General features: G+C 53.9%; 22 protein-coding genes and 1 riboswitch. Of the genes, 12 read left to right on the forward strand and 10 right to left on the reverse strand.

Annotated features, from left to right (window positions below):
• Positions 1–88: 88 nt before the first annotated feature.
• The 4 genes from NMC31_RS01110 to modC all read left to right on the forward strand — a co-directional run bounded on the left by NMC31_RS01110 (position 89) and on the right by modC (position 2,916).
• Positions 89–238, forward strand: a complete 150-nt coding sequence (locus NMC31_RS01110; RefSeq protein WP_149464456.1) for an AcrZ family multidrug efflux pump-associated protein — start codon at positions 89–91, stop codon at positions 236–238.
• Positions 239–391: 153 nt separating this feature from the next.
• Positions 392–1,168 carry a molybdate ABC transporter substrate-binding protein gene (gene modA, locus NMC31_RS01115; protein ID WP_253896668.1) on the forward strand — a complete coding sequence of 259 codons (777 nt, stop codon included), beginning with the start codon at positions 392–394 and terminating at the stop codon, positions 1,166–1,168.
• Positions 1,165–1,854 carry a molybdate ABC transporter permease subunit gene (gene modB / locus NMC31_RS01120; protein WP_149464458.1) on the forward strand — a complete coding sequence of 230 codons (690 nt, stop codon included), beginning with the start codon at positions 1,165–1,167 and terminating at the stop codon, positions 1,852–1,854. The genes modA and modB overlap by 4 nt, the downstream gene beginning before the upstream one ends.
• Before the next feature lie 3 nt (positions 1,855–1,857).
• Positions 1,858–2,916 carry a molybdenum ABC transporter ATP-binding protein ModC gene (gene modC / locus NMC31_RS01125; RefSeq protein WP_253896669.1) on the forward strand — a complete coding sequence of 353 codons (1,059 nt, stop codon included), beginning with the start codon at positions 1,858–1,860 and terminating at the stop codon, positions 2,914–2,916.
• On the opposite strand, the gene NMC31_RS01130 is transcribed toward modC, so the two are convergent.
• Together NMC31_RS01130 and NMC31_RS01135 are read right to left on the reverse strand one after the other, a co-directional pair.
• The gene (locus NMC31_RS01130; protein WP_253896670.1) at positions 2,917–3,735 is read right to left on the reverse strand and encodes a pyridoxal phosphatase; all 819 of its coding nucleotides are present in this window, start codon (positions 3,733–3,735) and stop codon (positions 2,917–2,919) included. It abuts the gene before it with no gap.
• Between the two features lie 118 nt (positions 3,736–3,853).
• Positions 3,854–5,332, reverse strand: a complete 1,479-nt coding sequence (locus NMC31_RS01135; protein WP_253896671.1) for a UbiD family decarboxylase — start codon at positions 5,330–5,332, stop codon at positions 3,854–3,856.
• Between the two features lie 114 nt (positions 5,333–5,446).
• Here NMC31_RS01135 and NMC31_RS01140 point away from each other — a divergent pair, with 114 nt between their 5' ends.
• Together NMC31_RS01140 and pgl are read left to right on the forward strand one after the other, a co-directional pair.
• Positions 5,447–6,331 (forward strand): LysR substrate-binding domain-containing protein, encoded by an 885-nt coding sequence (locus tag NMC31_RS01140; protein ID WP_253896672.1) that lies wholly within the window; start codon positions 5,447–5,449, stop codon positions 6,329–6,331.
• Between the two features lie 197 nt (positions 6,332–6,528).
• Positions 6,529–7,524, forward strand: a complete 996-nt coding sequence (pgl, locus tag NMC31_RS01145; RefSeq protein ID WP_253896673.1) for a 6-phosphogluconolactonase — start codon at positions 6,529–6,531, stop codon at positions 7,522–7,524.
• A gap of 92 nt (positions 7,525–7,616) precedes the next feature.
• Here pgl and NMC31_RS01150 read toward each other — a convergent pair whose 3' ends face one another.
• The 3 genes from NMC31_RS01150 to bioA form a co-directional block, all read right to left on the reverse strand.
• On the reverse strand, positions 7,617–8,900 hold the full coding sequence (locus NMC31_RS01150) for a putative acyl-CoA thioester hydrolase (RefSeq protein WP_253896674.1): 1,284 nt from the start codon (positions 8,898–8,900) through the stop codon (positions 7,617–7,619).
• Between the two features lie 166 nt (positions 8,901–9,066).
• Positions 9,067–9,543 carry a kinase inhibitor gene (locus NMC31_RS01155; RefSeq protein WP_149464465.1) on the reverse strand — a complete coding sequence of 159 codons (477 nt, stop codon included), beginning with the start codon at positions 9,541–9,543 and terminating at the stop codon, positions 9,067–9,069.
• A 69-nt stretch (positions 9,544–9,612) separates the two neighbouring features.
• Complete coding sequence (gene bioA / locus NMC31_RS01160; protein ID WP_253896675.1) at positions 9,613–10,902, reverse strand: adenosylmethionine--8-amino-7-oxononanoate transaminase; 1,290 nt, start codon at positions 10,900–10,902, stop codon at positions 9,613–9,615.
• 84 nt (positions 10,903–10,986) lie between these two features.
• On the opposite strand from bioA, the gene bioB reads away from it, so the two are divergent.
• The 4 genes from bioB to bioD are packed head-to-tail and all read left to right on the forward strand — an operon-like array spanning position 10,987 to position 14,611.
• On the forward strand, positions 10,987–12,027 hold the full coding sequence (bioB, locus tag NMC31_RS01165; protein WP_015965267.1) for a biotin synthase BioB: 1,041 nt from the start codon (positions 10,987–10,989) through the stop codon (positions 12,025–12,027).
• Positions 12,024–13,181, forward strand: coding sequence for an 8-amino-7-oxononanoate synthase (gene bioF / locus NMC31_RS01170; RefSeq protein WP_253896676.1), 1,158 nt, complete (start codon positions 12,024–12,026; stop codon positions 13,179–13,181). Before bioB ends, bioF begins: the two co-directional genes overlap by 4 nt.
• The gene (bioC, locus tag NMC31_RS01175; RefSeq protein ID WP_253896677.1) at positions 13,165–13,920 is read left to right on the forward strand and encodes a malonyl-ACP O-methyltransferase BioC; all 756 of its coding nucleotides are present in this window, start codon (positions 13,165–13,167) and stop codon (positions 13,918–13,920) included. The genes bioF and bioC overlap by 17 nt, the downstream gene beginning before the upstream one ends.
• Positions 13,913–14,611 (forward strand): dethiobiotin synthase, encoded by a 699-nt coding sequence (gene bioD / locus NMC31_RS01180; protein ID WP_253896678.1) that lies wholly within the window; start codon positions 13,913–13,915, stop codon positions 14,609–14,611. Before bioC ends, bioD begins: the two co-directional genes overlap by 8 nt.
• On the opposite strand, the gene NMC31_RS01185 is transcribed toward bioD, so the two are convergent.
• A complete protein-coding gene (locus tag NMC31_RS01185) occupies positions 14,577–15,299 on the reverse strand; it encodes an ABC transporter ATP-binding protein (protein WP_253896679.1) in 723 nt (240 codons plus the stop codon). The two genes, bioD and NMC31_RS01185, sit on opposite strands and share 35 nt — an antisense overlap.
• A gap of 748 nt (positions 15,300–16,047) precedes the next feature.
• Between NMC31_RS01185 and uvrB the strand changes: the two genes are divergently transcribed.
• A complete protein-coding gene (gene uvrB, locus NMC31_RS01190) occupies positions 16,048–18,069 on the forward strand; it encodes an excinuclease ABC subunit UvrB (protein ID WP_149464471.1) in 2,022 nt (673 codons plus the stop codon).
• 137 nt (positions 18,070–18,206) lie between these two features.
• Here uvrB and pmrB read toward each other — a convergent pair whose 3' ends face one another.
• The 4 genes from pmrB to yvcK form a co-directional block, all read right to left on the reverse strand.
• Positions 18,207–19,349 (reverse strand): two-component system sensor histidine kinase PmrB, encoded by a 1,143-nt coding sequence (gene pmrB / locus NMC31_RS01195; protein WP_149464472.1) that lies wholly within the window; start codon positions 19,347–19,349, stop codon positions 18,207–18,209.
• 3 nt (positions 19,350–19,352) lie between these two features.
• Positions 19,353–20,024, reverse strand: a complete 672-nt coding sequence (gene pmrA / locus NMC31_RS01200; RefSeq protein ID WP_253896680.1) for a two-component system response regulator PmrA — start codon at positions 20,022–20,024, stop codon at positions 19,353–19,355.
• Positions 20,025–20,028: 4 nt separating this feature from the next.
• Positions 20,029–21,663: a phosphoethanolamine transferase EptA gene (gene eptA, locus NMC31_RS01205; RefSeq protein WP_253896681.1), complete on the reverse strand. Its 1,635-nt coding sequence runs from the start codon at positions 21,661–21,663 to the stop codon at positions 20,029–20,031.
• A 76-nt stretch (positions 21,664–21,739) separates the two neighbouring features.
• Complete coding sequence (gene yvcK, locus NMC31_RS01210) at positions 21,740–22,648, reverse strand: uridine diphosphate-N-acetylglucosamine-binding protein YvcK (RefSeq protein WP_253896682.1); 909 nt, start codon at positions 22,646–22,648, stop codon at positions 21,740–21,742.
• A 225-nt stretch (positions 22,649–22,873) separates the two neighbouring features.
• A riboswitch (molybdenum cofactor riboswitch) is annotated at positions 22,874–23,021 on the forward strand.
• Between yvcK and moaA the strand changes: the two genes are divergently transcribed.
• A complete protein-coding gene (moaA, locus tag NMC31_RS01215; protein WP_149464476.1) occupies positions 23,009–23,998 on the forward strand; it encodes a GTP 3',8-cyclase MoaA in 990 nt (329 codons plus the stop codon). (Overlaps the previous riboswitch by 13 nt.)
• Positions 23,999–24,010 lie beyond the last annotated feature (12 nt).

Here is a 24,010-nt window from a genome sequence, read left to right on the forward strand (position 1 = left end):
TGGCATGGGCAAAGCGCATCGCACAAAAGGGAGTGTTTTTCTCCGGAAGATGGTTACAATAAGGTAAACATAATGTCTGGAGTAAACCATGTTAGAACTGCTGAAAAGTCTGGTTTTTGCCGTAATCATGGTGCCTATCGTAATGGCTATCATTATGGGGGCGATTTACGGACTCGGTGAAGTGTTTAATATCTTTTCTGGCGTCGGCCACAAAGATAAGCGCCCGCAGAACCATTAATTTCCCCCAACGCCCGGTCTTAACCGGGCGTTTTGCTTCAAGCTTCCCGCCTTTTTGCCGATATACCTCTTAAAAGTCATGAATTAACGCTGGGAAACAATCTGGCTTATCGCTATATTTGTCACTATACAACGATATTCACAGGAGTTTCAGATGACAGGTTCATGGGTACGTTTGGTTGCAGGGACGACGCTTGCGCTCTCGGTGGCAGGGCATGCGCTGGCAGATGACGGGAAAATCACCGTTTTCGCCGCGGCATCGCTGACGAACGCAATGCAGGATATTGCGAAAGAGTATAAAAAAGAGAAGAACGTGGATGTCGCCTCTTCTTTTGCCTCGTCCTCTACGCTCGCGCGTCAGATTGAAGCGGGTGCACCAGCAGATCTCTTTATCTCCGCCGACCAGAAATGGATGGATTACGCGGTAGATAAAAAGTCTATCGACACGGTGACCCGTAAAACGCTGCTTGGCAATAGCCTGGTGGTGGTGGCGCCTAAAGCCAGCGAGCAGGGCGATGTTACCATTAATGCCAAAACCGACTGGACCCGTCTGCTGAACGGTGGACGTCTGGCGGTAGGCGATCCGGATCACGTTCCGGCGGGCATTTATGCGAAAGAAGCGCTGCAAAAACTGGGTGCCTGGGATACCCTGTCACCGAAACTGGCCCCGGCTGAAGATGTGCGTGGCGCACTGGCGCTGGTAGAACGCAGCGAAGCGCCGCTGGGTATTGTTTACGGTTCAGACGCTGTTGCCAGTAAAGGCGTGAAAGTGATCGGTACGTTCCCGGAAGATTCTCACCAGAAAGTGGAATACCCGCTGGCGATTACCGATGGTCACAAAAATGCTACCGTGACCGCGTTCTACGACTATCTGCAAGGGCCGCAGGCTTCAGCCATCTTTAAACGTTACGGATTTACCACACAACAATGATATTGACGGATCCCGAATGGCAGGCGGTGTTGCTGAGCCTGAAAGTGTCATCTCTGGCGGTGTTATTCAGCTTACCCTTTGGGATTTTCTTTGCCTGGCTGCTGGTGAGGCGTAACTTTCCCGGCAAAGCATTACTCGATGGATTACTTCATTTGCCGCTGGTGCTGCCGCCGGTCGTGGTCGGCTATTTATTACTTGTGGCGATGGGACGGCGCGGTTTTATTGGCGCCTGGCTTTATGACTGGTTTGGCCTGACGTTTGCCTTTAGCTGGCGTGGTGCGGTATTGGCCGCGGCAGTAATGTCCTTCCCGCTGATGGTGCGCGCTATTCGCCTGGCGCTGGAAGGCGTAGACATCAAACTTGAACAGGCAGCAAGAACGCTGGGCGCGGGGCGCTGGCGCGTGTTCTGCACCATTACGCTGCCGCTGATGCTACCCGGTATTATTGTCGGCACCGTGCTGGCGTTTGCCCGCTCGCTGGGCGAGTTCGGGGCAACCATTACCTTCGTCTCCAATATTCCCGGCGAAACCCGCACCATACCTTCCGCGATGTATACCCTGATTCAAACGCCCGGCGGTGAGAGCGCGGCGGCAAGGCTGTGTCTTATCTCGATTGTGCTGGCGCTGATTTCCCTGATGATTTCAGAATGGCTGGCACGCGTAAGCCGTCAACGGATTGGGGCGTAAAGCATGCTCGAACTGAACTTTAGCCAAACGCTGGGCACGCACTGCCTGAGTATTCATGAATCGCTGCCCGCTAGCGGGATCACCGCCATATTTGGCGTATCCGGCGCGGGGAAAACCTCGCTGATTAATGCCATCAGCGGTCTGACTCGCCCCGAGAAAGGCCGCATTGTGCTTAATGGTCGCGTGCTGAATGATGTCGAAAAAGGCATCTGCCTGGCCCCGGAAAAGCGGCGGGTGGGGTATGTCTTCCAGGATGCGCGTCTTTTCCCACACTATAAAGTGCGCGGCAATTTGCGTTACGGCATGGCTAAAAGCATGGAGAGCCAGTTTGATAAGCTGGTCGCGCTGCTGGGGATTGAAGCACTGCTCGATCGTCTGCCGGGAAGCCTGTCGGGTGGCGAGAAGCAGCGTGTGGCGATTGGTCGGGCGCTACTCACTGCGCCAGAGCTTTTGCTGCTGGATGAACCACTGGCCTCACTGGATATTCCGCGCAAACGCGAGCTACTGCCGTATCTGCAACGCCTGGCGCGCGAGATTAATATTCCGATGCTTTATGTTAGTCATTCGCTGGATGAAATTCTTCATCTGGCGGATAAAGTGCTGGTGCTGGAAGCGGGTCAGGTCAAAGCCTTCGGCAACCTGGAGGAGGTCTGGGGCAGCAGCGTGATGCATCCCTGGCTGCCGCAGGATCAACAAAGTTCGATTCTACGCGTCACGGTGCTGGAGCATCATCCGCATTACGCGATGACCGCACTGGCGCTCGGCGATCAACATTTGTGGGTCAATAAACTCGAGCGCCCCCTTCAGGCCGCTGTGCGCGTACGCATTCAGGCGACGGATGTTTCGCTGGTACTGCAACCCTCCGCGCACACCAGTATCCGCAACGTGCTGCACGCGAAAGTGGTGCAATGCTACGACAGTAACGGGCAAGTGGAAGTGCAGTTAGACGTCAGCGGTAGAACGTTATGGGCGCGGATCAGCCCGTGGGCGAGGGATGACCTGGCGGTGAAGCCAGGCCAATGGCTCTATGCGCAAATTAAGAGCGTGTCGATTACAGCCTGATCACAGCAGGCGAGTATAGATAAACTCGGCGATGGTGTCGGTGGTGTTATCACCAATCACCACGTTGGCGCGCGCTTTCACTGCGTCGTCGGCATTTCCCATCGCCACACCCATTCCGGCAGCTTCCAGCATGCTGATATCGTTAAAGTTATCGCCAAACGCGATAACGTCTTTCATCGATAATCCCTGCGATTCAACCCACTGGGTCAAACGCTTGCCTTTGCTGTTGCCCTGGCGCGCGATGTCCACCTGATCGTGCCACGACCATTCACACTCAAGCTGTAAGGTCTCTTCAACCTGCTCACCAAATTTCCGCAGTTTAGGCAGGTCTTCATCGGTCAGGGCAAATTTCCAGACATTTTTCACTTCATGAGTCGCCTGCGCCAGCGAATCCACCTGGGTGAATGACGGGCGTTGCGCTTCCGGTAAAGACTGTGCCCAGTTACGGGTGCGGACAACGTGCCCGGTAGGGTACTGGTACATCATGGTGTCATCCACATACATCAGGCCGTGAATGTGATATTCATCCAGCATAGCGATAAGTTGCTGCGCTTTATCAACCGGCATAGGATCGGCTTCTAACACCTTTTTTGCATGATAATCATACAAGTAAGTGCCATTGCAGCAAATTGCAGGTGTTTCTAACGCCAGTGCCTGATAAAAAGGATGAATAGCAACGTGATGGCGACCGGTGACGATAAGCAATTGGTATCCCGCCTCTTTCGCGCGCTTCAGCGCTTCCAGCGAGGAAGGCAGCAGCGTTTTTTTGGGAGTGAGTAGGGTACCGTCCAGATCCAGGGCAATCACACGTGCAGTCATAGTTGTGTCTCAAGTCAGTTTAAAATTCATTGTGCAGGATGGTACACCGACTCGCCTGTGCAGCAAAATTACGCGGGCAAATACCGCATTGCCCGCTAACGTGACGGCACGCCAATTATTATTTAAATAAGTCCGGCGCCCACGGGGTAGGATCCAGGTCCATAAAGGGGGCTCGCTCAAATTTCGATTTCAGCGCCCATGGTACGGTGCAATCGAAGACGGTTTTGCAGGTAATGCCGTTACCACGAATAGAGTGACTGTATTCAGGAGACTGGGAGGGGTCCAGCTGATGTCCTCTTAGTCCCGGCAAATTGGTAATGCTGACATCGCCCTGCATACGCGTGGTCATCGCCCAGAGGATATCGTCGCTATCAAAAATATCGACATCTTCGTCAACAAGAATAATATTTTTGAGCTCAGAATAGGTGGCCAGTGCAATGAGTGCAGCTTGCCCCTGACGTCCTTCATCAGTGGCCTGGCGTTTTTTGACTTGCAAAATCCCAAGGAATTTACCGCCTCCAGCCGTATGGGCGTAGACATTCTGCAGGAAGCCTGGAATAGCCTCTTCGATGGCATTTCGAATGCTCGCTTCCGTAGGTAAACCGGCAAGCGTCGTATGTTCTTCACCCGGCCCAACCAGTGTTTGCAGTATTGCCTCGCGACGCATGGTAATTGCTTTCACTTTGATAACGGGAAGGGACGGATTCGCTTCGCCGCAATAGCCCGGAAATTCAGGCATAGCATGCCCGGAATCCGTATGTTGATCCTCGCGAACGCGCACGCCCGGCAGCAATTCCCCTTCAATAATAATTTCCGCACGGGCGATAGCTTTTTCATTTACCGCCACGCCCTGCACTAACTCGACCGGTGTCTGACGAAGTGACCCTGCCACACCCAGTTCGTTATAGCCAAACGGCGTGGTGGGTGCTTCAAAACAGGCACCGATATAAATCGCCGGATCAAGCCCCATATTAATCGTCACCGGTAAAGGCTTACCGGCCTTTTCTGCTTTTTTTCTGAAGACTTCAATATGCCGCCCAGCGGCAAGGAACATGGAAAGCTCATCGCGCTCCTGGACGCAAAGACGATGGATGGTGACGTCCGTTACGGAAGCATCTTCCGGATCGCTGGCTAAAACCAGACCCATACAGAAAAAGGGACCCGCATCAATTGGCGTATTGGTGGGAGCGGGAAGGAGTTTGCGCAGATCAAAATCCGGATCATCAGCGTACCAGATCTGTTCCTGGCACGGCGCCTTATCCGCCGGAACGACCACTGGCGCGATGGGCGTTTTAACCGCCTGACCCACATGCTGCGCCAGTTCAGAAGGCTTAGCGCCAAGCAGCAGCGCAGCGCGTTCACGGCTAGCGTGCATACCGACCAGAATACGTGAATCAGGATATCCTTTAATGTTATTAAACATCATTGCCGGGCCAGTTCGGGTAGGGCGTTTTACCGTACCGCCTGCGCCAATATAGCGATAAACGCCGGCCAGTTCCGCCTTAGGATCCACGGGATGGTCTGTTTCCCTGTACTGTCCTTCATGCTGTTGTAAGAGAGCAATGGCACTTCTCAAGTCGTTAATCTGCGGTTTCATACATCCTCCTTCAAATGAATAACGCCATTGTTATGCCAAAGAGAGATATCATCAATTGCATCGTTGATGCTAAATTGATAATAAATTTCATATCAATTTATCAGGTACCCACTGATGCAGTTTCGACTCATGCGCCACTTTATAACCGTTGCGGAAGAGCTACACATGCACCGCGCCGCCGAACGTTTAAACATGGCGCAGCCTGCCCTGAGTCAGCAAATCAAAACGCTGGAAGAACGTCTGGGCGTCACGCTTTTTCATCGTGCAAATCGACGCTTAACGCTTACGCCAGCAGGGGCGGCATTCCTGGAGAAATCAAAAATTGCCTTACAGATGGTGGATCAGGCCATTCTCGATGCCCGTCAAACGGCCCGCGGGGAGCAAGGTATTCTAAATCTTGGCTGCGTATCTAGCGCGATTCTTGACGGAAAGCTGCCCGCGGTTTTACGCGAAATACACACGCAATGGCCGAATATCTCCCTTTCGCTGACCACGGGAAATGTACAAACGCTTTACACCGCACTGCAAAGTAATCAGCTTGATGTAGCCATCATTCGCGCACCGATACCTCTGCTGCCCGAGACGCTGCAATGTAAGCCCTTTACGTCAGAGAAAACGGTGCTTGCGCTACCTCGCCAACATCCGCTCTCCGGTTCAGCAGCGCTTACGCTCGCCTCTCTTGTCGAGGATAAGTGGATAACGTTGCGCGATCCTGAAGGGATTGGTCTGGAGCAATATTTTTATGATGCCTGTCGTCATGCAGGGTTTCTGCCGAAAGTAGTGCAATACGCAACTGAAGTTTCCACGGTCATCAGTTTAGTCTCTGCCGGATTTGGTATTGCTCTCTTACCCGCTTCAGCCACCGCAGTGCATCTTGATAACGTGGTTTACATTGACATTATTGATAGGCTGGCAGAGACCGAGCTGTGCCTGGTCTGCCACCGGGTCGTTCGCTCAGCGGTGTTAAAAAAGTTCCTTGCAACACTTCAACACCCGTAAGAGAGTGGAGCTCGCTTTAGTAAGAACGAAGGGCCTATACTTTTAAACTTGCTCAAAGCTGAAGAAATGATGTGCTAAATTATTGATTTGCTTGTAGCGTTATGTTGAGTTGTATGCTCATTGTCGCGTGAAATTTGTGCTTCGATATTTGTTAACCTATTGAGGTAGAGTGGATTTCCATTTTCTGAGGTGTAGTCATGAAACAAACCGTTTATACCGCCAGCCCCGAAAGCCAGCAGATCCACGTCTGGTCGCTGGGCCATGATGGCAACCTGACGCTGGTTCAGGTGGTGGATGTACCGGGTCAGGTACAGCCGATGGTGGTAAGTCCTGATAAACGTTATCTCTATGTGGGCGTACGCCCGGAATTTCGTGTACTGGCCTATCGCATTGCGCCGGACGATGGTGCATTGACCTATACCGCTGAAGCGCCTCTGCCGGGCAGCCCGACGCATATTTCCACCGATCGTCAGGGGCAGTTTGTCTTCAGTGGCTCCTATAACGCAGGTTGTGTCAGCGTGACGCTTCTGGAAGACGGTATTCCGCGTGAAACGGTAGACGTTATTGAAGGGCTGGAAGGCTGCCACTCGGCGAATATCTCCCCGGATAATCGTACGCTGTGGGTTCCGGCGCTGAAGCAGGACCGCATCTGCCTGTTTACGCTGAGTGATGACGGACATCTGGTTGCGCAGGATCCTGCGGAAGTGACCACGGTGGAAGGAGCGGGCCCGCGCCATCTGGTGTTCCATCCGAATCAACAGTACGCCTACTGCGTGAACGAACTTAACAGCTCGGTTGATGTGTGGGAGCTGAAAGATCCGTATGGCAAAATTGAGTGCGTGCAGACGCTGGATATGATGCCGCCTGATTTCTCCGATACCCGCTGGGCGGCAGATATCCACATTACGCCGGACGGTCGTCATCTCTACGCCTGCGACCGCACGTCCAGTCTGATTACTGTTTTCAGCGTCTCTGAAGATGGCAGCGTGCTGGCAGTAGAAGGTTTCCAGCCGACGGAAACCCAGCCGCGCGGTTTTAATATTGACCATAGTGGTAAATATGTCATTGCCGCCGGACAGAAATCGCACCATATCGCGGTGTATGAAATTAAAGGCGAGCAGGGGCTGCTGGAAGAGAAGGGCCGTTATGCGGTCGGGCAGGGGCCAATGTGGGTGGTGGTTAATGCCTACTAAGCATTGAGTTGATGCTGAAAACAAAAAACCTCGCCGCGGCGAGGTTTTTTCGTTGTAGGCCTGATAAGCGTAGCGCATCAGGCAATTTACACTTACTGCTTCGGCTCTGCCAGAACCGTACTTCCCACGCCGCGGTTGTTGTATTCCCACATGCGGTTGAAGCTACGGTCGTTCAGGTCACGCTGTACATTCCCTTTATCGTCTTTCGCGCCGGTATTACCTGCGAACGGACGTTTAGAGATTGCCGCGTCGGCCCACGGTTTCGCCATGTTGAAGCCTTCGTTAATGACGCTGTCGCGAATAACGACCTGGCCGTTGGTGTTACCATCGACATCCAGAGAACGGCCCAGTTGTGCAACGTTATCGCCGGACGCAGTAAAGCGACTGTTGATAGCCAGGAAACCGTAGTAGATGTTTGCCTGGGTTGCCGGCGCGAAGACGTAGCCTTCCTGCTGAGTACGAGAGTTCACCACGCGGAAGTCGGTGTTATCGAACACCACGGCGCCACGGCCAGAAACGATGTCCACATCCCCTTCGAGGTAGCTGTTGCTCACCAGCGTGCGGGTCTGACGATCGTTTTGCAGGCGGTTGTTGACGCTGCTGTTGGTCACAAAGAAGGTGTTCTGGCGACCCAGAATGTTCACCTTGTTAATTTGTACCTGATCGCCATCGGTGCGCAGAGCGACTGCCTGATGCGTACCGGCATCAACGCTGTCGCCAAGGTTATTTTCAATGGTCAGGTTCTGCAGTTGCAGACCGTTGTTCTGCGACCAGAATACCGCTGAACACATCACGCCAATGGTTGCGCTACGTTTGCTCTGGCAGTTGTCATACATATACCAGGACGGTTTGCCCGGCATATATTTTCCGGCCGGATTGACCAGATGACGCCAGGCGGCAGGGGCCATTTCGGAGTCGATCGCCAGGCCAATTTTCACGTCGAGCGGTTTTTCACCCGTACCGTACAGCGTCACGCTGCCCGGAGCGGCAGGAATATAAACGGTGCCCTGATACTCGCCCGGCAGAATCGCGATGTACTGACGCTTGCTGCTGTGACGCGCAATGGCGGCATCGACGGCAGCCTGGATGGAGGTGTGCGTTACGCCCTGCTGGCCTGCAGCGCCAACCACGAAGTCAGGTTGTGCCGGGGTGCTAATCGAAGACGGCGACCAGGTCGCGCCATTAGGATCCAGGGCAGTGAAGTAACGCGCGGCAACGAAGTTTTGCGCTTCATCTGCGGATAAAACCGGACGGGATGACGTCCCCGGTGCGGCCTGTTCAGACGGGCGTTGATCCGCAGGGGTTGAGCTGCAAGCAGTCAGTGTCACGCCGAAAGCCAATGCCAGCGCCAGACGGGAAACCGATAAAGTGTTCATGTTGCTCCAGGCTAGTTAAGTAAAAGGGTTCCATTTAAACCAGCCTTTTTATACTAAGTTGAGCGAAACGGGAAGATGCGCTGCATAAAAAAGCGCAGTGACTGATGTAAAAGGTTTTTTAGACAGGATTAGGGCCGGAATGCAGCGATACATTCCGGCAAGCCCACTAGCTGAACAGGGCCGTTATTGAGGCGCTGCCGAGCGTATGAAAATGGACATTAAAGCCAACCATCGCGCCGCTGGCGTCTTCATCGACGTCGATACGTTCCACATCCAGCGCATGGACGGTAAAGATATAGCGGTGAGTTTCCCCTTTCGGCGGCGCGGCACCGCCGTAGCCCGCTTTGCCGAAATCGGTGCGGGTCTGGACTGCGCCCTCCGGCAGAGCGGCAATACCTGAGCCTGCGCCCTGCGGCAGTACCCGCGTATCGGCAGGCAAATTCGCTACCACCCAGTGCCACCAGCCGGAACCGGTCGGCGCATCGGGGTCAAAACAGGTCACAACAAAGCTTTTAGTACCCGCCGGAACCTCATCCCAGGCCAGATGCGGAGAGAGATTGTCACCTTCATAGCCCATGCCATTAAACACCTGACGCTGCGGCAGTTTTTCGCCATCATGCAGATCATGACTGACTAAAATCATCGTTGCCTCCTTCCTTTAATTTACTGATTAATAAGCAGTATAGCGGGCAAGAGGCAAGCTTACCGTGTCTTAATCGATAAAAAATGTGTCCGTTTCAAGCGCTTCACAGACTGCGCGCGTCAGGCGGCTGAGTTGTTCTGCGGAAATGATATACGGCGGCATCAGGTAGATGAGCTTGCCAAAGGGGCGAATCCACACGCCTTGTTCGACAAAGAAACGTTGCAGCGCGGCCATATTCACCGGCTTGCGAGTTTCCACGACGCCAATCGCCCCCAATACGCGAACATCCGCCACTTGCGCCATGCTTTTCGCTGGAGCAAGTTCACGACATAGCTGTTGTTCGATAGCCGCAACCTGCTGCTGCCATTCCCCGCTCTCCAGAATCGCCAGGCTCTCTGTCGCCACCGCGCAGGCCAGCGGATTACCCATAAAGGTTGGGCCATGCATAAAGCAGCCTGCTTCGCCGTTGCTGATGGTTTCAGCCACCAGCCGGGTGGTGAGCGCGGCGGAAAGGGTCATAGTACCGCCAGTGATCGCTTTCCCAAGGCAGAGAATATCAGGCGTAATACCCGCATGTTCGCAAGCAAAGAGTTTGCCAGTGCGGCCAAACCCGGTCGCGATTTCATCGGCAATCAACAGAATGCCTTCCCGGTCACACATCTTACGAATGCGTTTCAGCCACTCAGGATGATACATGCGCATCCCGCCTGCGCCCTGAACAATCGGTTCAAGGATCACCGCCGCAATTTCATGACGATGCGCGGCCATCAGGCGGGCAAATGCCACTATGTCACGCTCATCCCATTCCCCGTCAAAGCGGCTGTTTGGTGCTGGCGCGAACAGGTTTTCCGGCAGGTAGCCTTTCCACAGGCTGTGCATGGAGTTGTCCGGGTCGCAGACCGACATCGCGCCGAAGGTATCGCCGTGATAACCGTTGCGGAAAGTCAGGAAACGCTGGCGCGGCTCGCCTTTGGCCTGCCAGTACTGCAATGCCATTTTCATGGCGACTTCCACCGCGACGGAGCCGGAGTCGGCGAGGAAAACGCATTCCAGTGATGCTGGGGTCATCGCCACCAGCCTGCGGCATAGCGCCACTGCGCTGGGATGGGTAATGCCGCCGAACATCACGTGCGATATCTGGTCAATCTGCGCTTTCATCGCCGCATTCAGACGCGGGTGATTGTAGCCGTGGATGGCGGCCCACCACGACGACATGCCGTCCACCAGTTGTTCGCCGCTCGCCAGCTGTAGCTCGCAGCCGTGCGCGGAAACCACCGGATAGACAGGAAGCGGGGCGCTCATGGAAGTGTAGGGGTGCCAGATATGCTGTTGATCGAAGGCGAGATCGTCCGTTGTCATAATCGACTTGTAAACCATTTTGAAAAGTTTTAGGTTTACGAGTATAAACCGATCCGAAAATTAACAAAACCCCTGGAGAAGCCAATGGCTAACCCTTTACGCTGGACAATGTCGCAGGTCACCGAACTTTTTGAGAAACCATTGCTTGATTTGCTGTTTGAAGCGCAGCAGATCCATCGCCAGCATTTCGACCCACGCCAGGTGCAGGTCAGCACCCTGTTGTCGATTAAAACCGGCGCATGCCCGGAAGATTGCAAATACTGCCCGCAAAGCTCGCGCTATAAAACCGGGCTGGAGAGCGAGCGTCTGATGGAAGTGGAGCAGGTGCTGGATTCGGCCCGCAAGGCGAAGCTGGCCGGTTCTACCCGTTTCTGCATGGGCGCGGCATGGAAAAACCCGCACGAGCGCGATATGCCGTACCTTGAACAAATGGTGCAGGGCGTGAAGGAGATGGGCCTGGAAGCCTGTATGACGCTCGGTACCTTGTCCGACACGCAGGCGCAACGCCTGGCCTCGGCGGGGCTCGACTACTACAACCACAACCTGGACACCTCGCCGGAATTCTACGGCAATATCATCACTACCCGCAGCTATCAGGAACGCCTTGATACGCTGGATAAAGTACGTGATGCGGGTATCAAGGTTTGTTCCGGCGGGATTGTGGGTCTTGGCGAAACGGTCACCGATCGCGCGGGCCTGCTGCTGCAACTGGCAAACCTGCCGACGCCGCCGGAAAGCGTGCCCATCAACATGCTGGTGAAGGTGAAGGGCACGCCGCTTGCGGATAACGAGGACGTTGATGCCTTTGATTTTATTCGCACTATCGCCGTGGCGCGCATCATGATGCCAACCTCGCACGTGCGTCTCTCTGCCGGTCGCGAACAGATGAACGAGCAAACGCAGGCGATGTGCTTTATGGCCGGGGCCAACTCGATTTTCTACGGCTGCAAACTGCTGACGACGCCGAACCCGGAAGAAGATAAAGACCTGCAGTTGTTCCGCAAGCTGGGCCTCAACCCGGAACAAACCACCGTTACCGCGGGCGATAACGAACAGCAGCAGCGTCTGGAGCAGGCGCTGATGACCCCGGATACCGAAACGTATTACAACGCGGCGGCGGTATGAGCTGGCAGCAACGCATCGATAGCGCGTTAGCACAACGGCGTGAGGCAGATGCCTTGCGTCATCGTGTGCCGCTGGCGCAGGGCGCCGGACGCTGGCTGGAGTACGAAGGTCAGCGCTATCGCAATTTCTCGAGTAACGACTATCTGGGGATGAGCCAGCATCCGCAAGTGATCCACGCCTGGCAACAGGGCGCGGAACAGTACGGTACCGGCAGCGGCGGCTCGGGCCACGTCACCGGATTCAGTCACGCCCATCGCGACCTGGAAACCGAACTCGCCCAGTGGTTGGGCTACCCGCGTGCGCTGCTGTTTATCTCCGGATTTGCCGCCAATCAGGCGGTGATCGACGCGATGATGAGTGATAAAGACAGGATCGTTGCCGATCGTTTAAGCCATGCCTCGCTACTGGAAGCCGCCGCGTTAAGCCCGGCGGCGTTGCGCCGTTTTCAGCACAACGACAGCCAGCATCTGACGCGGTTGTTGAGCAGCTCCGTTGAGGGGCAACAACTGGTCGTCACCGAAGGTGTCTTCAGCATGGACGGCGATAGTGCGCCGTTGGCAAACGTCGCAGAGGCGACAACGCAGGCAGACGCGTGGTTGATGGTGGATGACGCGCATGGTATCGGTGTGAAGGGCGCGCAGGGGCGGGGAAGTTGTTGGCAACAGGGCGTGCGTCCTGAATTGCTGGTAGTGACCTTTGGTAAAGCCTTTGGCCTGAGCGGGGCGGCAGTGCTGTGTAGCGAATCGCTGGCCGATTATCTGCTGCAGTTTGCCCGTCATCTGATTTACAGCACCTCGATGCCTCCGGCGCAGGCCGTGGCGCTGCGGGCATCTCTTGACGTGATTCGCAGCGATGAAGGCGATAAGCGGCGGGAAGTCCTGGCGCAGCATATCGCGCATTTTCGCACGGGGGCGCAAGGGCTGGACTATCAACTCACGCCATCTGACAGCGCTATTCAGCCGCTGATTGTCGGCGAGAACGCGCGTACGCTCTCCCTGGCGACAACGCTGCGTGAAAAAGGCTGTTGGGTGACGGCAATCCGCCCACCTACCGTACCCGCCGGAACCGCGCGTTTACGCTTAACGCTGACGGCGGCGCACAGGCGAGAAGATATTGACACACTGCTGGAGGTGCTACATGGCGTCCGTGAATAAACAGGCTGTGGCGGCGGCTTTCGGCCGGGCGGCGGCGCAGTATCACCAGTTTAACGAACTTCAGCGCCAGAGCGCGGCGCATCTGCTCGAACAACTCCCGACGCGAGCATTTACCCGTGTGCTGGACGCAGGCTGCGGCCCCGGTAGCTACAGCCGCTACTGGCGCGAACAGGGCAGTGAGGTCACCGCGCTGGATCTCTCCGCTGATATGCTTGCACAGGCGCGCCAGCAGCGAGCGGCACAGCACTATTTGCTGGCGGATATCGAAGCCATTCCCTTGCCTGACGCCGGGTTTGACCTGGTGTGGAGCAATCTTGCTGTGCAGTGGTGCAGCGATATCCAGGTTGCGCTGGCCGAGCTTTATCGCCAGCTACGCCCCGGTGGCGTACTGGCGTTCACTACGCTTTGCGCCGGGTCGTTGCCAGAGCTGAATCAGGCCTGGCAGGCCGTGGATACGCATCCTCATGCGAACCGTTTTTTACCGGAAGAGACGCTACGACAGGCACTGGCGGGCTGGCAGCAGCGCAGTCGCGCACGCTCGATGACTTTGCTGTTTCCCGATGCCCTGAGCGCAATGCGTTCTCTGAAGGGGATTGGCGCAACGCATCTGCATGAAGGGCGGGCGCGCGAGCCGTTAACCCGCAGCAAACTTCAGCAGTTGCAGCTGGCATGGCCAAAAGTTGAGGGCCAATGCCCGCTGACCTACCATCTTTTTTCTGGAGTGATTACTCGTGATTGAACGTTATTTTGTTACCGGCACCGATACGGAAGTGGGGAAAACGGTGGCCAGCACGGCGCTGCTACAGGCCGCGCGGGCGCGAGGATATCGGACCGCAGGCTACAAGCCCGTCGCCTCTGGCAGTGAAGAAACGCCTGACGGGCTGCGTAACAGTGATGCGCTGGCATTGCAGCGCAATAGCGTGCTGCCGCTGGCCTATGACGTGGTGAATCCCTACACCTTCGCTGAGCCTACCTCGCCACACATTATCAGCGAGGTGGAACAGCGCCCGATTGAGGCTGACGTGATGTCGGCGGGTCTTCGCACGCTGGAAGCGCAGGCGGATTGGGTGTTAGTGGAAGGCGCGGGTGGCTGGTATACGCCGCTTTCGCCCCATCTGACGTTTGCGGATTGGGTGCAACACGAGCAGTTGCCGGTGATTCTGGTGGTCGGCATGAAACTGGGCTGCATCAACCATGCGCTCCTAACCGCGCAGGCTGTTAAGCAGGCTGGTCTGCGACTGGCGGGATGGATAGCCAACGATATCGAGCAGCCTGGAAAGCGTCACCAGCCTTATCTGGCGACGCTGCAACGGATGATTGACGCGCCGATGCTGGGCGAAATCCCCTGGCTGGGGGCGACGCCGGCAGAGCACGACTCTGGACAGTATCTTGACCTCACAGCCCTGTCTCAGGCGTCATCCACGCTTTAATCATCTGTTCATCCAGTTGCGCCACATCGCCCTGGGCCACGTTTCTGCCGCGATGCAGCAGGCAGAAACGGTCCGCCACCCGCTGAATAAACGGTAGCTGTTGTTCCGCCAGCAATATCGTCAACCCAATCTCCCGATTCAGGCGCAGAAGCATATCCCCCAGCCGGTGGATAAACGCGTGGCCCACGCCGCGCGTGGGCTCATCCAGAATCAGCAACTGTGGCTGCGTGACCATTGCACAGGCGACCGCCAGTTGATAACGGTCGTCCTCCGTGAGTGCGGAGCCCTTAAGTTGCCTGAGCGCATATAGAGAGGGGAAGAGCGCGTAAATTTCCGGGCCCACCGTGCCGCTGCTTTCACCTGCCGCCTTGAGAGCAATCAGCAAATTCTCTTCCACGCTAAGCTGCGAAAAAATGCGTTTATCCTGAGGGACATAACCGATCCCAAGTGTTGTGCGTCGTACGGGCGAGAGGGGCATTAAATCGCAGGGCGGCGAGCCGGTTTGTTGCCAAATCATGCTCCCGCTTTCAATGGGTTGATGGCCGGTAATACAGTTCACCAGCGTGGTCTTCCCCGTTCCGGGAAGACCGATTAAACAGGTGCACTCGCCGGAAGCCAGTTCGAGGTCGATGTTCCAGAGCGTGTGCTGGTTTCCGTAGAAATGATTGACTGCATGCAAACTTAACATCGTGTTCTCCTCAAGCCCAGGGAAAGGGTCACGAAAAAGGTTGCAATTACCTTGCCAGAACGTATTTCCCTCAGCATAACGACTGATTTTTAAGAATTAACCTAAGGAATAGGGATGGGTCGGAGAGCGTGGGATGCACGGCACTGGCGCAATAATCAGCGACGATTGGGCGAAATTCATACGAAACTGTGAGGGCTGTCACGCAGAATCCTCATGATGATTTTCGCTGATAAAAATCAAAAATTAACGATAAAAAAATTTTACCCGTCGCTTTTAAGTCGATCGACGTAAGCGCCCGAGTGACAGGGGATAGGGGCTCCAGACACTTATCCACTATTCCTGTGGATAACCTTGTGCATTAGAGTTAGAAAACCTGCGGAAGGCGAGAGAATACGCGGCTTGCCAGTAAATTGATGCGAAACGCGGCTTTTCAATCTTTTCTTTTATTATCAGTAAGATGAATAAAAGCAATGGCTGGGGTTGGCGTGCGACTCACTGACATAAAAGTTTAATGACACATATTGACAAATGTTAAAACAGAAAAAGTTCTGGGGATAACCTCTTCCGGGAGTTTTTTTATCCTGCCAGAGCGCAAATTTCAGCCACTACGCATCGATTCAGAACGACGTAACAGCAATACCATAATGTGCCACTGTTTTTATATCCAGTGTTTTTTGTTGGCAAATTTAGCGCTGGGGAGTAGAATTAATCACCTGCCCGATCAACCCGCCACCAGGTAGCTTTGTTCATGAGTAAACCGTTCAAATTACATTCGGCTTTCCAACCCTCTGGCGACCAGCCTGACGCTATCGCGCGCCTGAAAGAAGGGCTGGAAGATGGTCTCGCGCATCAAACGCTGTTGGGGGTAACCGGTTCGGGGAAAACCTTCACTGTGGCCAACGTCATTGCCGATCTCCAGCGCCCGACAATGGTACTCGCGCCAAACAAAACGCTGGCGGCGCAGCTTTATGGCGAGATGAAAGAGTTTTTCCCCGAAAACGCCGTTGAATTTTTCGTCTCCTACTACGATTACTATCAGCCGGAAGCCTACGTCCCAAGCTCAGATACCTTCATCGAGAAAGATGCCTCGGTGAACGAACACATTGAGCAGATGCGTCTGTCGGCGACCAAAGCCTTGCTTGAGCGTCGTGATGTCATCGTGGTGGCTTCCGTGTCGGCAATTTACGGGTTGGGCGACCCGGATCTCTACCTGAAAATGATGCTGCATCTGACGGTCGGGATGATTATCGACCAGCGCGCCATCCTGCGTCGTCTGGCTGAGCTGCAATACGCGCGCAACGATCAGGCATTTCAGCGTGGTACTTTCCGCGTGCGCGGCGAAGTCATCGACATCTTCCCGGCGGAATCAGAAGACCTGGCACTGCGCGTTGAACTGTTTGATGAAGAAGTCGAGCGCCTGTCGCTGTTTGACCCCTTGACGGGCCACGTTGAGGGAACCATTCAGCGTTTTACGGTGTACCCGAAAACGCACTACGTCACCCCACGCGAGCGCATCGTGCAGGCGATGGAAGAGATCAAAGACGAGCTGGTTGACCGTCGTAAAGTGCTGCTGGAAAACAACAAACTGCTTGAAGAGCAGCGGTTGAGTCAACGCACGCAGTTTGACCTCGAAATGATGAATGAACTGGGCTACTGCTCGGGCATTGAAAACTATTCACGCTATCTTTCTGGTCGCGGGCCGGGCGAGCCGCCGCCGACGCTGTTTGACTACCTTCCGGCGGACGGCCTGCTGGTCATTGATGAATCCCACGTGACCATCCCGCAAATTGGCGGCATGTATCGCGGCGACCGGGCACGTAAAGAGACGCTGGTGGAGTACGGTTTCCGTCTGCCGTCGGCCCTTGATAACCGTCCGCTGAAGTTTGAAGAATTTGAGGCGCTCGCGCCGCAAACGATTTACGTGTCTGCGACGCCGGGGAATTACGAGCTTGAGAAATCCGGCGATGAAGTTATCGATCAGGTAGTGCGTCCGACTGGTCTGCTTGATCCGATTATTGAAGTGCGCCCGGTGGCAACGCAGGTGGATGATCTGCTATCAGAAATACGCGTGCGCACCGCCATTAACGAGCGCGTGCTGGTCACCACGCTGACCAAGCGGATGGCGGAAGATCTCACCGAGTATCTTGAAGAGCACGGTGAGCGCGTTCGCTATCTGCACTCGGATATCGACACCGTTGAACGTATGGAAATCATTCGCGATCTGCGCCTTGGCGAGTTCGATGTGCTGGTGGGCATTAACCTGTTGCGAGAAGGTCTCGATATGCCTGAAGTGTCGCTGGTCGCGATTCTGGATGCCGATAAAGAGGGCTTTCTGCGTTCCGAGCGTTCGCTTATTCAGACCATCGGTCGCGCCGCGCGTAACATCAACGGTAAGGCGATTCTGTACGGCGATAAAATTACGCCATCAATGGCGAAGGCTATTGGTGAAACTGAACGTCGTCGCGAGAAACAGCAGCGCTATAACGAAGAGCACGGCATTGTTCCGCAGGGCCTGAACAAGAAAGTGGTCGATATTCTGGCGCTGGGTGAGGGGCTTGCGAAAACCAAAGGTAAAGGTCGCGGTAAGTCTCGCGGTGCTGCGCAAATTGTTGAAGCGGATCAGGTGCTGACGCCAAAAGCATTGCAGCAGCAAATTCAATCGCTGGAGGCGCAAATGTTGCAGCATGCGCAGAATCTGGAGTTTGAAGAAGCCGCTGAGATCCGCGATAAACTTCATCAGCTACGTGAATTGTTTATCGCGGCGTCATAATCTCTAAAAATTGAGGCTGGCATCACACATGACAATGCCAGCCTTAATGTTCGCTTAATATCCAACATGGATAATTTCCTCATCAACAAGAGGATAGCGCCATGTCTAATCTAAACGTTCAGCAATCTCTAACTCTGTTATTTTCCGGCCTGATTGTCGTCGGTTTTCTCAGCCACTGGGTTCTGACTTTTTAACGTCGATTTCAGGTTCGCGGGTGTGAATGCAATCCATGCCCGCGTGCCGCTTCTCTCTTCACGATTTTGCAAATAAAACGCCGCTTCGTGCAGCTGCGCAATTCGCGTGACAATACTTAACCCCAATCCAATTCCGCCATAGCGGCTGTCCATTCGTACAAACGCCTGGCTCAGTTCGCCCACTTTTGATTCATCAATGCCTGGACCTTCATCCTCGACTATCAACATCGGCGTGGGGGATGCGGCAGCGGAGAGTGTAATGGTTGAATGAGTTGGGCTGTAACGGTACGCGTTTTCGACCAGGTTACGCACCATCACCTTTATCAACGTGGCATCGCCGGCTACTGCGATGTCCTGGACGTTTTCCCTTATCACCAGCGTCTGTTCGCGTCCTTTTAGCATGGATTCCAGCTCATCCCTCAGCGGCAAAATCACATCCGCCATTAACTCAACGCGCTGGTAGCTGCCGGCGGAAAATGACTGGCCCACACGCGCGAGTTGCAGTAGCTGGGCTACGCTGTTAGTCATTTGATCCAGACGCTGAATCAGCGGCCCAACGTTAATAGCCTGTGTTTTTTCAATGAGTTCCAGATGCAAACGTAAACCCGCCAGCGGAGTGCGGAGTTCATGAGCCACATCGGCGGTGAATAAACGTTCGCGATCGAGTGTTTGCGTCAAACGCGCCACCAGTTGGTTGATGGCCGACGTTACAGCATCCACTTCCAGAACGGTTTTTTCCAGATGAATCGGTTGCAGGTTATCGGGAGTACGTGCATCGAGTTCTTTTTGCAGGTCAGACAGCGGGCGGGTGATGCGTTTCACCGCTTTCATACAGACAAACAGCGCCAGGCCAATAATCACCAGGCTGGGAACCAGCAAGCTGGCTACCGCTTCGCGAACCTCGTGTTGAATGTGTTTGGCGTTGTTGTGGCCCTTCAGGATGCTGGCGACCTCCAGGTCAATTTGCTCCTTGCTTTCATGCCAGAGCCAGAAAACGCTGATAACCTGAAACACCACCAAAATGAGGCCGACAGTTAATAACAGCTGATGGCGCATCGGCCATTTTCGGATTGCGGAAAGAGGCATAAGTTAATTTGTTACCTCGCCGTTTTCCAGTTGATAACCAAAGCCTCTGACGGTGCGAATCCGTGCTTTGCCCACTTTATCGCGCAGGTTGTGAATATGCACTTCCAGCGTATTGGTCGACGGCTCGTTATCCCAGTTGTAAATATCGTTGTAGAGAATTTCGCGATGTACCGGGCTACCGGCTTTTTGCATCAGGCGCGAGAGCAGGGCAAACTCTTTCGGTGTCAGTTCCAGCGGTTGTTCGTCCAGCCAGACCTGACGACGCGTTGTGTTAAGTCGTAAGTTCGCCACCGTGATTTCGTTTTCGCCCTGATTATAATGACGACGCAATAGCGCACGGATACGGGCGCTGAGCTCTTCCAGGGCAAACGGTTTAACCAGGTAATCGTCTGCACCTGTGTCCAGGCCGCTGACACGATCGTCCAGGGTGTCTCGGGCGGTCAAAATCAGTACTGGCAGACTGCATTTTTCCTGGCGAATACGTGAGAGGAAATGCAGCCCGTCTTCGTCTGGCAGGCCTAAATCCAGCACCATCAGACTATAGAGCCCGGATTGCAGGCTCAGCTCAGCCTGATGCGCGGTAGTCACGCCATCACAGGCATAACCTTCACTTTGCATCGCCAGAATTAAGCCCTGTAATAACAATGCGTCATCTTCCACGACTAAAATTTTCATCAGCTTATCCTCTGCACGTCTTCAGTATGTCATCAGCCGCACGATATTCAGTGGTCTCTACGCCCAGTATACCTAACATCGTTGAGAAGAGATTATCCTGAGAATATTCATTTTGTGCCGATGCTTTTTTCAGACAGTCATAATTCACGCCATAACGTTTCTGATAATCGTCTGATAGCCACAGCAGCATCGGAACATGTTTTTGGGTATCGGGCGCGATGGAATAGGGCAGACCGTGCAGGTAAATGCCATTTTCACCCAATGATTCACCGTGGTCTGAGAGATAAACCAGACTGGTGGTAAATTTATCCTGTTTTGACTCCAGTAATTTAATGGCCTTATCGACAATATAATCAACGTACAGCACGGTGTTATCGTACGTGTTTACCAGTTGTTCCTGAGTGCAGGACTGAATTTCATTGGTGTCGCAGGTCGGCGTGAATTTACGAAATGCCTTTGGATAACGGTTGTAATAGGTTGGACCATGGCTACCAATAGTGTGCAACACAATCAGCCCATCGCCGTTTAATTGATCAATATAGTTATCCAGGTCGTGAAATAGCACTTCATCATAACATTCCCCGTCAATGCACTGACCTGGCAGGTTGAGCGCGTTCATATTCTGATGCGGCACGCGGTCACATGCGCCTTTGCATCCGCCGTCATTTTCATTCCACTGTACCTGAATGCCTGCGCGCTGCACGATATCCAGCAGGCCTTCCTGATGATGCGCAAGTTGTTCGTTATAATGGGCACGCGGCATATTTGAAAACATGCAGGGAACAGAAACGGCAGTGGCGGTACCACAGGAAGTGGTTTTCGGGAAATAAATCACATTGTCCTGCGCCAGACGTGGATTGGTTTCACGCGAATAACCACCGAGCGAGAAATCGTCTGCGCGCGAGGTTTCACCCACAATAAGAATGGTCAGGTTTTTACGCGGCCCGTTTTTCATCGCGTCTTTCTGCTTTGCATCTTCGCCAATGTGCACCAGCGGTAAGTTGTCCATTTTATTATGGACGTACCAGGAGTTGATGGCGGTAATGCTATTGGACGGATTTAACGACTTCACCAGCTCTTTATTGTTGCGAAACAGGGAGGCGTAGTCTTTATAAAAGAAGACTGCAACAACCACAATAAGTAAAACAGAAGCCAGCACTGAAGCGGCTCGCAGGCCGGCCTCGCGCCATTTCCGTGTTGACGGTTTTATTTTTATCCACCACGCCAGCGCGACGAACAGCACTGCGGTTAACAGCAGTGTGAGGATCATCTTGCCCGACATCAGGGCATAACTTTCCGCCGGCGTGGTATCGAGAATATTGGTAATCATCGACCGGTCGATAATCACGCCGAACGTCAATATGAAATATTGCGCCGATGCGCTGAGTAAAATAAACAGCGTTGTCAGCACTTTTTCCAGACGCAGGAAGGAGGCCAGCGCCAGGCAAATCACCATTACCGAAAAGGCGACCAGCGGCATGGTGAAGAAAACCAGCGCGTTATGGGCGGTATTTACAGGTAAAAGGGTCCAGGCCTGGCGATAAAAGGCAATATTTAGCGCCAGCGCAATATAGAACGCGAAAAGCAGAATATAAGTTAAACGGCTAACGGTGGGGCGATAGCGTAAATAGCGCAACATAGCGATCTTCCTGGATAAATGATGCTCGCTATGTTGCCGCGGGTTTTTTAAGACAACCTTAAGATTTTAAGGAAAGCTAACCTAATGCCTGAATGGCTTTTTCCAGTGCGTCGCGCAATAGTTGACGATCGTGACGATAGCGAATATCGCTGGCTTCCAGGGGTTCCTGAATGACGACACGATCGCCAATATTCGTGGTATCGACTTTCGGCCCAACGACCACTGCATCTATCACCGGTTTCCCGACGTAATGTTCCAGAATATCAAGTTTTTTCGCCAGCGTCAGGCTGGCCGCCGCCGGGCTGAGTTCACGGCCTAAGTTGCCGATATAGACCATAGGCGCAGGCGTACGACGCAGCGCCTGAGCCACATCGCTCAACAATAATGCGGGTAGCAGGCTGGTATAAAAACTGCCGGGACCAATTAAAATGAGATCCGCCTCGCCAATCGCCTGCACCGCTTCACGCGTCGCGCTAACCGAAGGCGAAAGCATCAGCTCCTGGGGCGGTAAGGGCAATTGATCGATATTCACTTCCCCGTAGACTTCATGGCCTTCCTGGTCGATAGCCATTAAATCGACCGGTTGTTCCGACATAGGGATAAGTGATGCCTCTACTTTCAGTAGATTTCTTATTAAATTGATTGCCTCTAAAGGCCGCACACTGAGGTGGTCCAGCGCCTTTAACATCAGATTTCCGAGGTTATGACCGGAAAGTTCGCCATTACCGCCAAAACGGTACTCAAACATGGCCGATGCTACGCTGGGTTCAGTGATCAACTGATTAATGCAGTTTCGCATGTCGCCCCATGCGATGCCGCCTTCAGAGCGGCGGATACGACCGGTCGAGCCACCGTTATCCGTGGTGGTAACAATGCCGGTTAAACGAGAGCCGAGGGAGGAGAGTGAGGACATCACTCGCCCCAATCCATGTCCCCCTCCAAGGGCGACGACGCGATCGAGATCGGCCAGAGTGCGATTGCGCATACAACTTCCTTATGTTGGTACATCTGCTTACATTAGCGTAACTACTCCCAAAAGACGATGCCGCATCCCGGGCAAAATGACGTATATCAATGCAAAAGCGTGATTTATGCGTATTCTGTCAGGAAAGTGCACGATCATCTCGCTATGTATAATTTTATATAGCGATAGCGAACATGGCGAATTCTGTCTTCTCGCGCTATTATCGGCATAACCACTTTCAGCAACATTGCTGAAAAACACTCTAGCCTCTGTGCCTAAGTTGAAAGATAAGGTGCTTTGGCCGTGATGCTTAAGGTTTTACCTGGCATCACCAGGGCGAAGGAAGAAATGACCTCGTCTCCCGTATTTGGAAAGGTGTCTATGGCTTCACAACTTACTGATGCGTTCGCGCGCAGATTCTATTATCTGCGTCTGTCGATAACCGACGTGTGCAACTTCCGTTGTACTTACTGTCTGCCCAATGGTTACAAGCCGGGCGAAGTCACCAACAATGGCTTTTTGTCGCTGGATGAAGTGCGACGGGTTACCCGTGCTTTTTCTGCGCTGGGTACGGAAAAAGTGCGTCTCACTGGCGGCGAGCCGAGCCTGCGTCGCGACTTTGTTGACATCATTGCAGCAGTAAGAGAAAACGCGGCCATCAAACAGATTGCCGTGACCACCAACGGTTACCGCATGGCGCGTGATGTTGCCGCCTGGCGTGAAGCGGGCCTTACGGCGTTGAACGTTAGCGTCGACAGCCTTGATGCGCGCCAGTTTCATGCGATTACCGGTCAGGACAAATTCCGCCAGGTGATGGACGGCATCGACGCCGCCTTCAGCGCGGGCTTTGAAAAGGTGAAGGTCAACACCGTGCTGATGCGCGATGTAAATCATCACCAACTCGACACCTTTCTGGCGTGGATCAAACCGCGCCGCATTCAACTCCGATTTATCGAACTGATGGAAACCGGCGACGGCAGCGATTTGTTCCGCAAACACCATATCTCCGGGATGGTGCTGCGCGACCAACTGCTCAAACGCGGCTGGATACATCAGATCCGACAGCGCAGCGATGGCCCGGCGCAGGTCTTTTGTCACCCTGATTACGAAGGGGAAATCGGCTTAATCATGCCGTATGAAAAAGATTTTTGCGCCACCTGTAACCGTCTGCGCGTCTCTTCCGTGGGAAAACTGCATTTGTGCCTTTTCGGTGACGGTGGTGTAGACCTTCGCGATCTGTTAGCGGCAGATGCCCAGCAGCAGGAACTCGAAGCACGCATCGCAGAAGCGTTAACCCATAAGAAGCAGACCCACTTCCTGCACCAGGGCAACACCGGGATCACCCAGAACCTGTCCTGGATTGGTGGATAATTCGTTTTCAAG

The sequence above is a fragment of the Pseudocitrobacter vendiensis genome (assembly GCF_943590815.1).
GTDB classification, from domain to species: domain Bacteria; phylum Pseudomonadota; class Gammaproteobacteria; order Enterobacterales; family Enterobacteriaceae; genus Pseudocitrobacter; species Pseudocitrobacter vendiensis.

Coding starts and splice junctions, on each gene's coding strand:
- NMC31_RS01185 (WP_253896679.1), bottom strand. CDS start 15,299: ATGTTAAGTTTGCATGCAGTCAATCATTTCTACGGAAACCAGCACACG.
- bioC (WP_253896677.1), top strand. CDS start 13,165: ATGGCGTCCGTGAATAAACAGGCTGTGGCGGCGGCTTTCGGCCGGGCG.
- yvcK (WP_253896682.1), bottom strand. CDS start 22,648: ATGCGCAATCGCACTCTGGCCGATCTCGATCGCGTCGTCGCCCTTGGA.
- NMC31_RS01110 (WP_149464456.1), top strand. CDS start 89: ATGTTAGAACTGCTGAAAAGTCTGGTTTTTGCCGTAATCATGGTGCCT.
- NMC31_RS01150 (WP_253896674.1), bottom strand. CDS start 8,900: ATGAACACTTTATCGGTTTCCCGTCTGGCGCTGGCATTGGCTTTCGGC.
- pmrA (WP_253896680.1), bottom strand. CDS start 20,024: ATGAAAATTTTAGTCGTGGAAGATGACGCATTGTTATTACAGGGCTTA.
- NMC31_RS01140 (WP_253896672.1), top strand. CDS start 5,447: ATGCAGTTTCGACTCATGCGCCACTTTATAACCGTTGCGGAAGAGCTA.
- pgl (WP_253896673.1), top strand. CDS start 6,529: ATGAAACAAACCGTTTATACCGCCAGCCCCGAAAGCCAGCAGATCCAC.
- uvrB (WP_149464471.1), top strand. CDS start 16,048: ATGAGTAAACCGTTCAAATTACATTCGGCTTTCCAACCCTCTGGCGAC.
- eptA (WP_253896681.1), bottom strand. CDS start 21,663: ATGTTGCGCTATTTACGCTATCGCCCCACCGTTAGCCGTTTAACTTAT.
- bioA (WP_253896675.1), bottom strand. CDS start 10,902: ATGACAACGGACGATCTCGCCTTCGATCAACAGCATATCTGGCACCCC.
- bioB (WP_015965267.1), top strand. CDS start 10,987: ATGGCTAACCCTTTACGCTGGACAATGTCGCAGGTCACCGAACTTTTT.
- NMC31_RS01130 (WP_253896670.1), bottom strand. CDS start 3,735: ATGACTGCACGTGTGATTGCCCTGGATCTGGACGGTACCCTACTCACT.
- modA (WP_253896668.1), top strand. CDS start 392: ATGACAGGTTCATGGGTACGTTTGGTTGCAGGGACGACGCTTGCGCTC.
- NMC31_RS01135 (WP_253896671.1), bottom strand. CDS start 5,332: ATGAAACCGCAGATTAACGACTTGAGAAGTGCCATTGCTCTCTTACAA.
- modC (WP_253896669.1), top strand. CDS start 1,858: ATGCTCGAACTGAACTTTAGCCAAACGCTGGGCACGCACTGCCTGAGT.
- moaA (WP_149464476.1), top strand. CDS start 23,009: ATGGCTTCACAACTTACTGATGCGTTCGCGCGCAGATTCTATTATCTG.
- NMC31_RS01155 (WP_149464465.1), bottom strand. CDS start 9,543: ATGATTTTAGTCAGTCATGATCTGCATGATGGCGAAAAACTGCCGCAG.
- bioF (WP_253896676.1), top strand. CDS start 12,024: ATGAGCTGGCAGCAACGCATCGATAGCGCGTTAGCACAACGGCGTGAG.
- pmrB (WP_149464472.1), bottom strand. CDS start 19,349: ATGCCTCTTTCCGCAATCCGAAAATGGCCGATGCGCCATCAGCTGTTA.
- modB (WP_149464458.1), top strand. CDS start 1,165: ATGATATTGACGGATCCCGAATGGCAGGCGGTGTTGCTGAGCCTGAAA.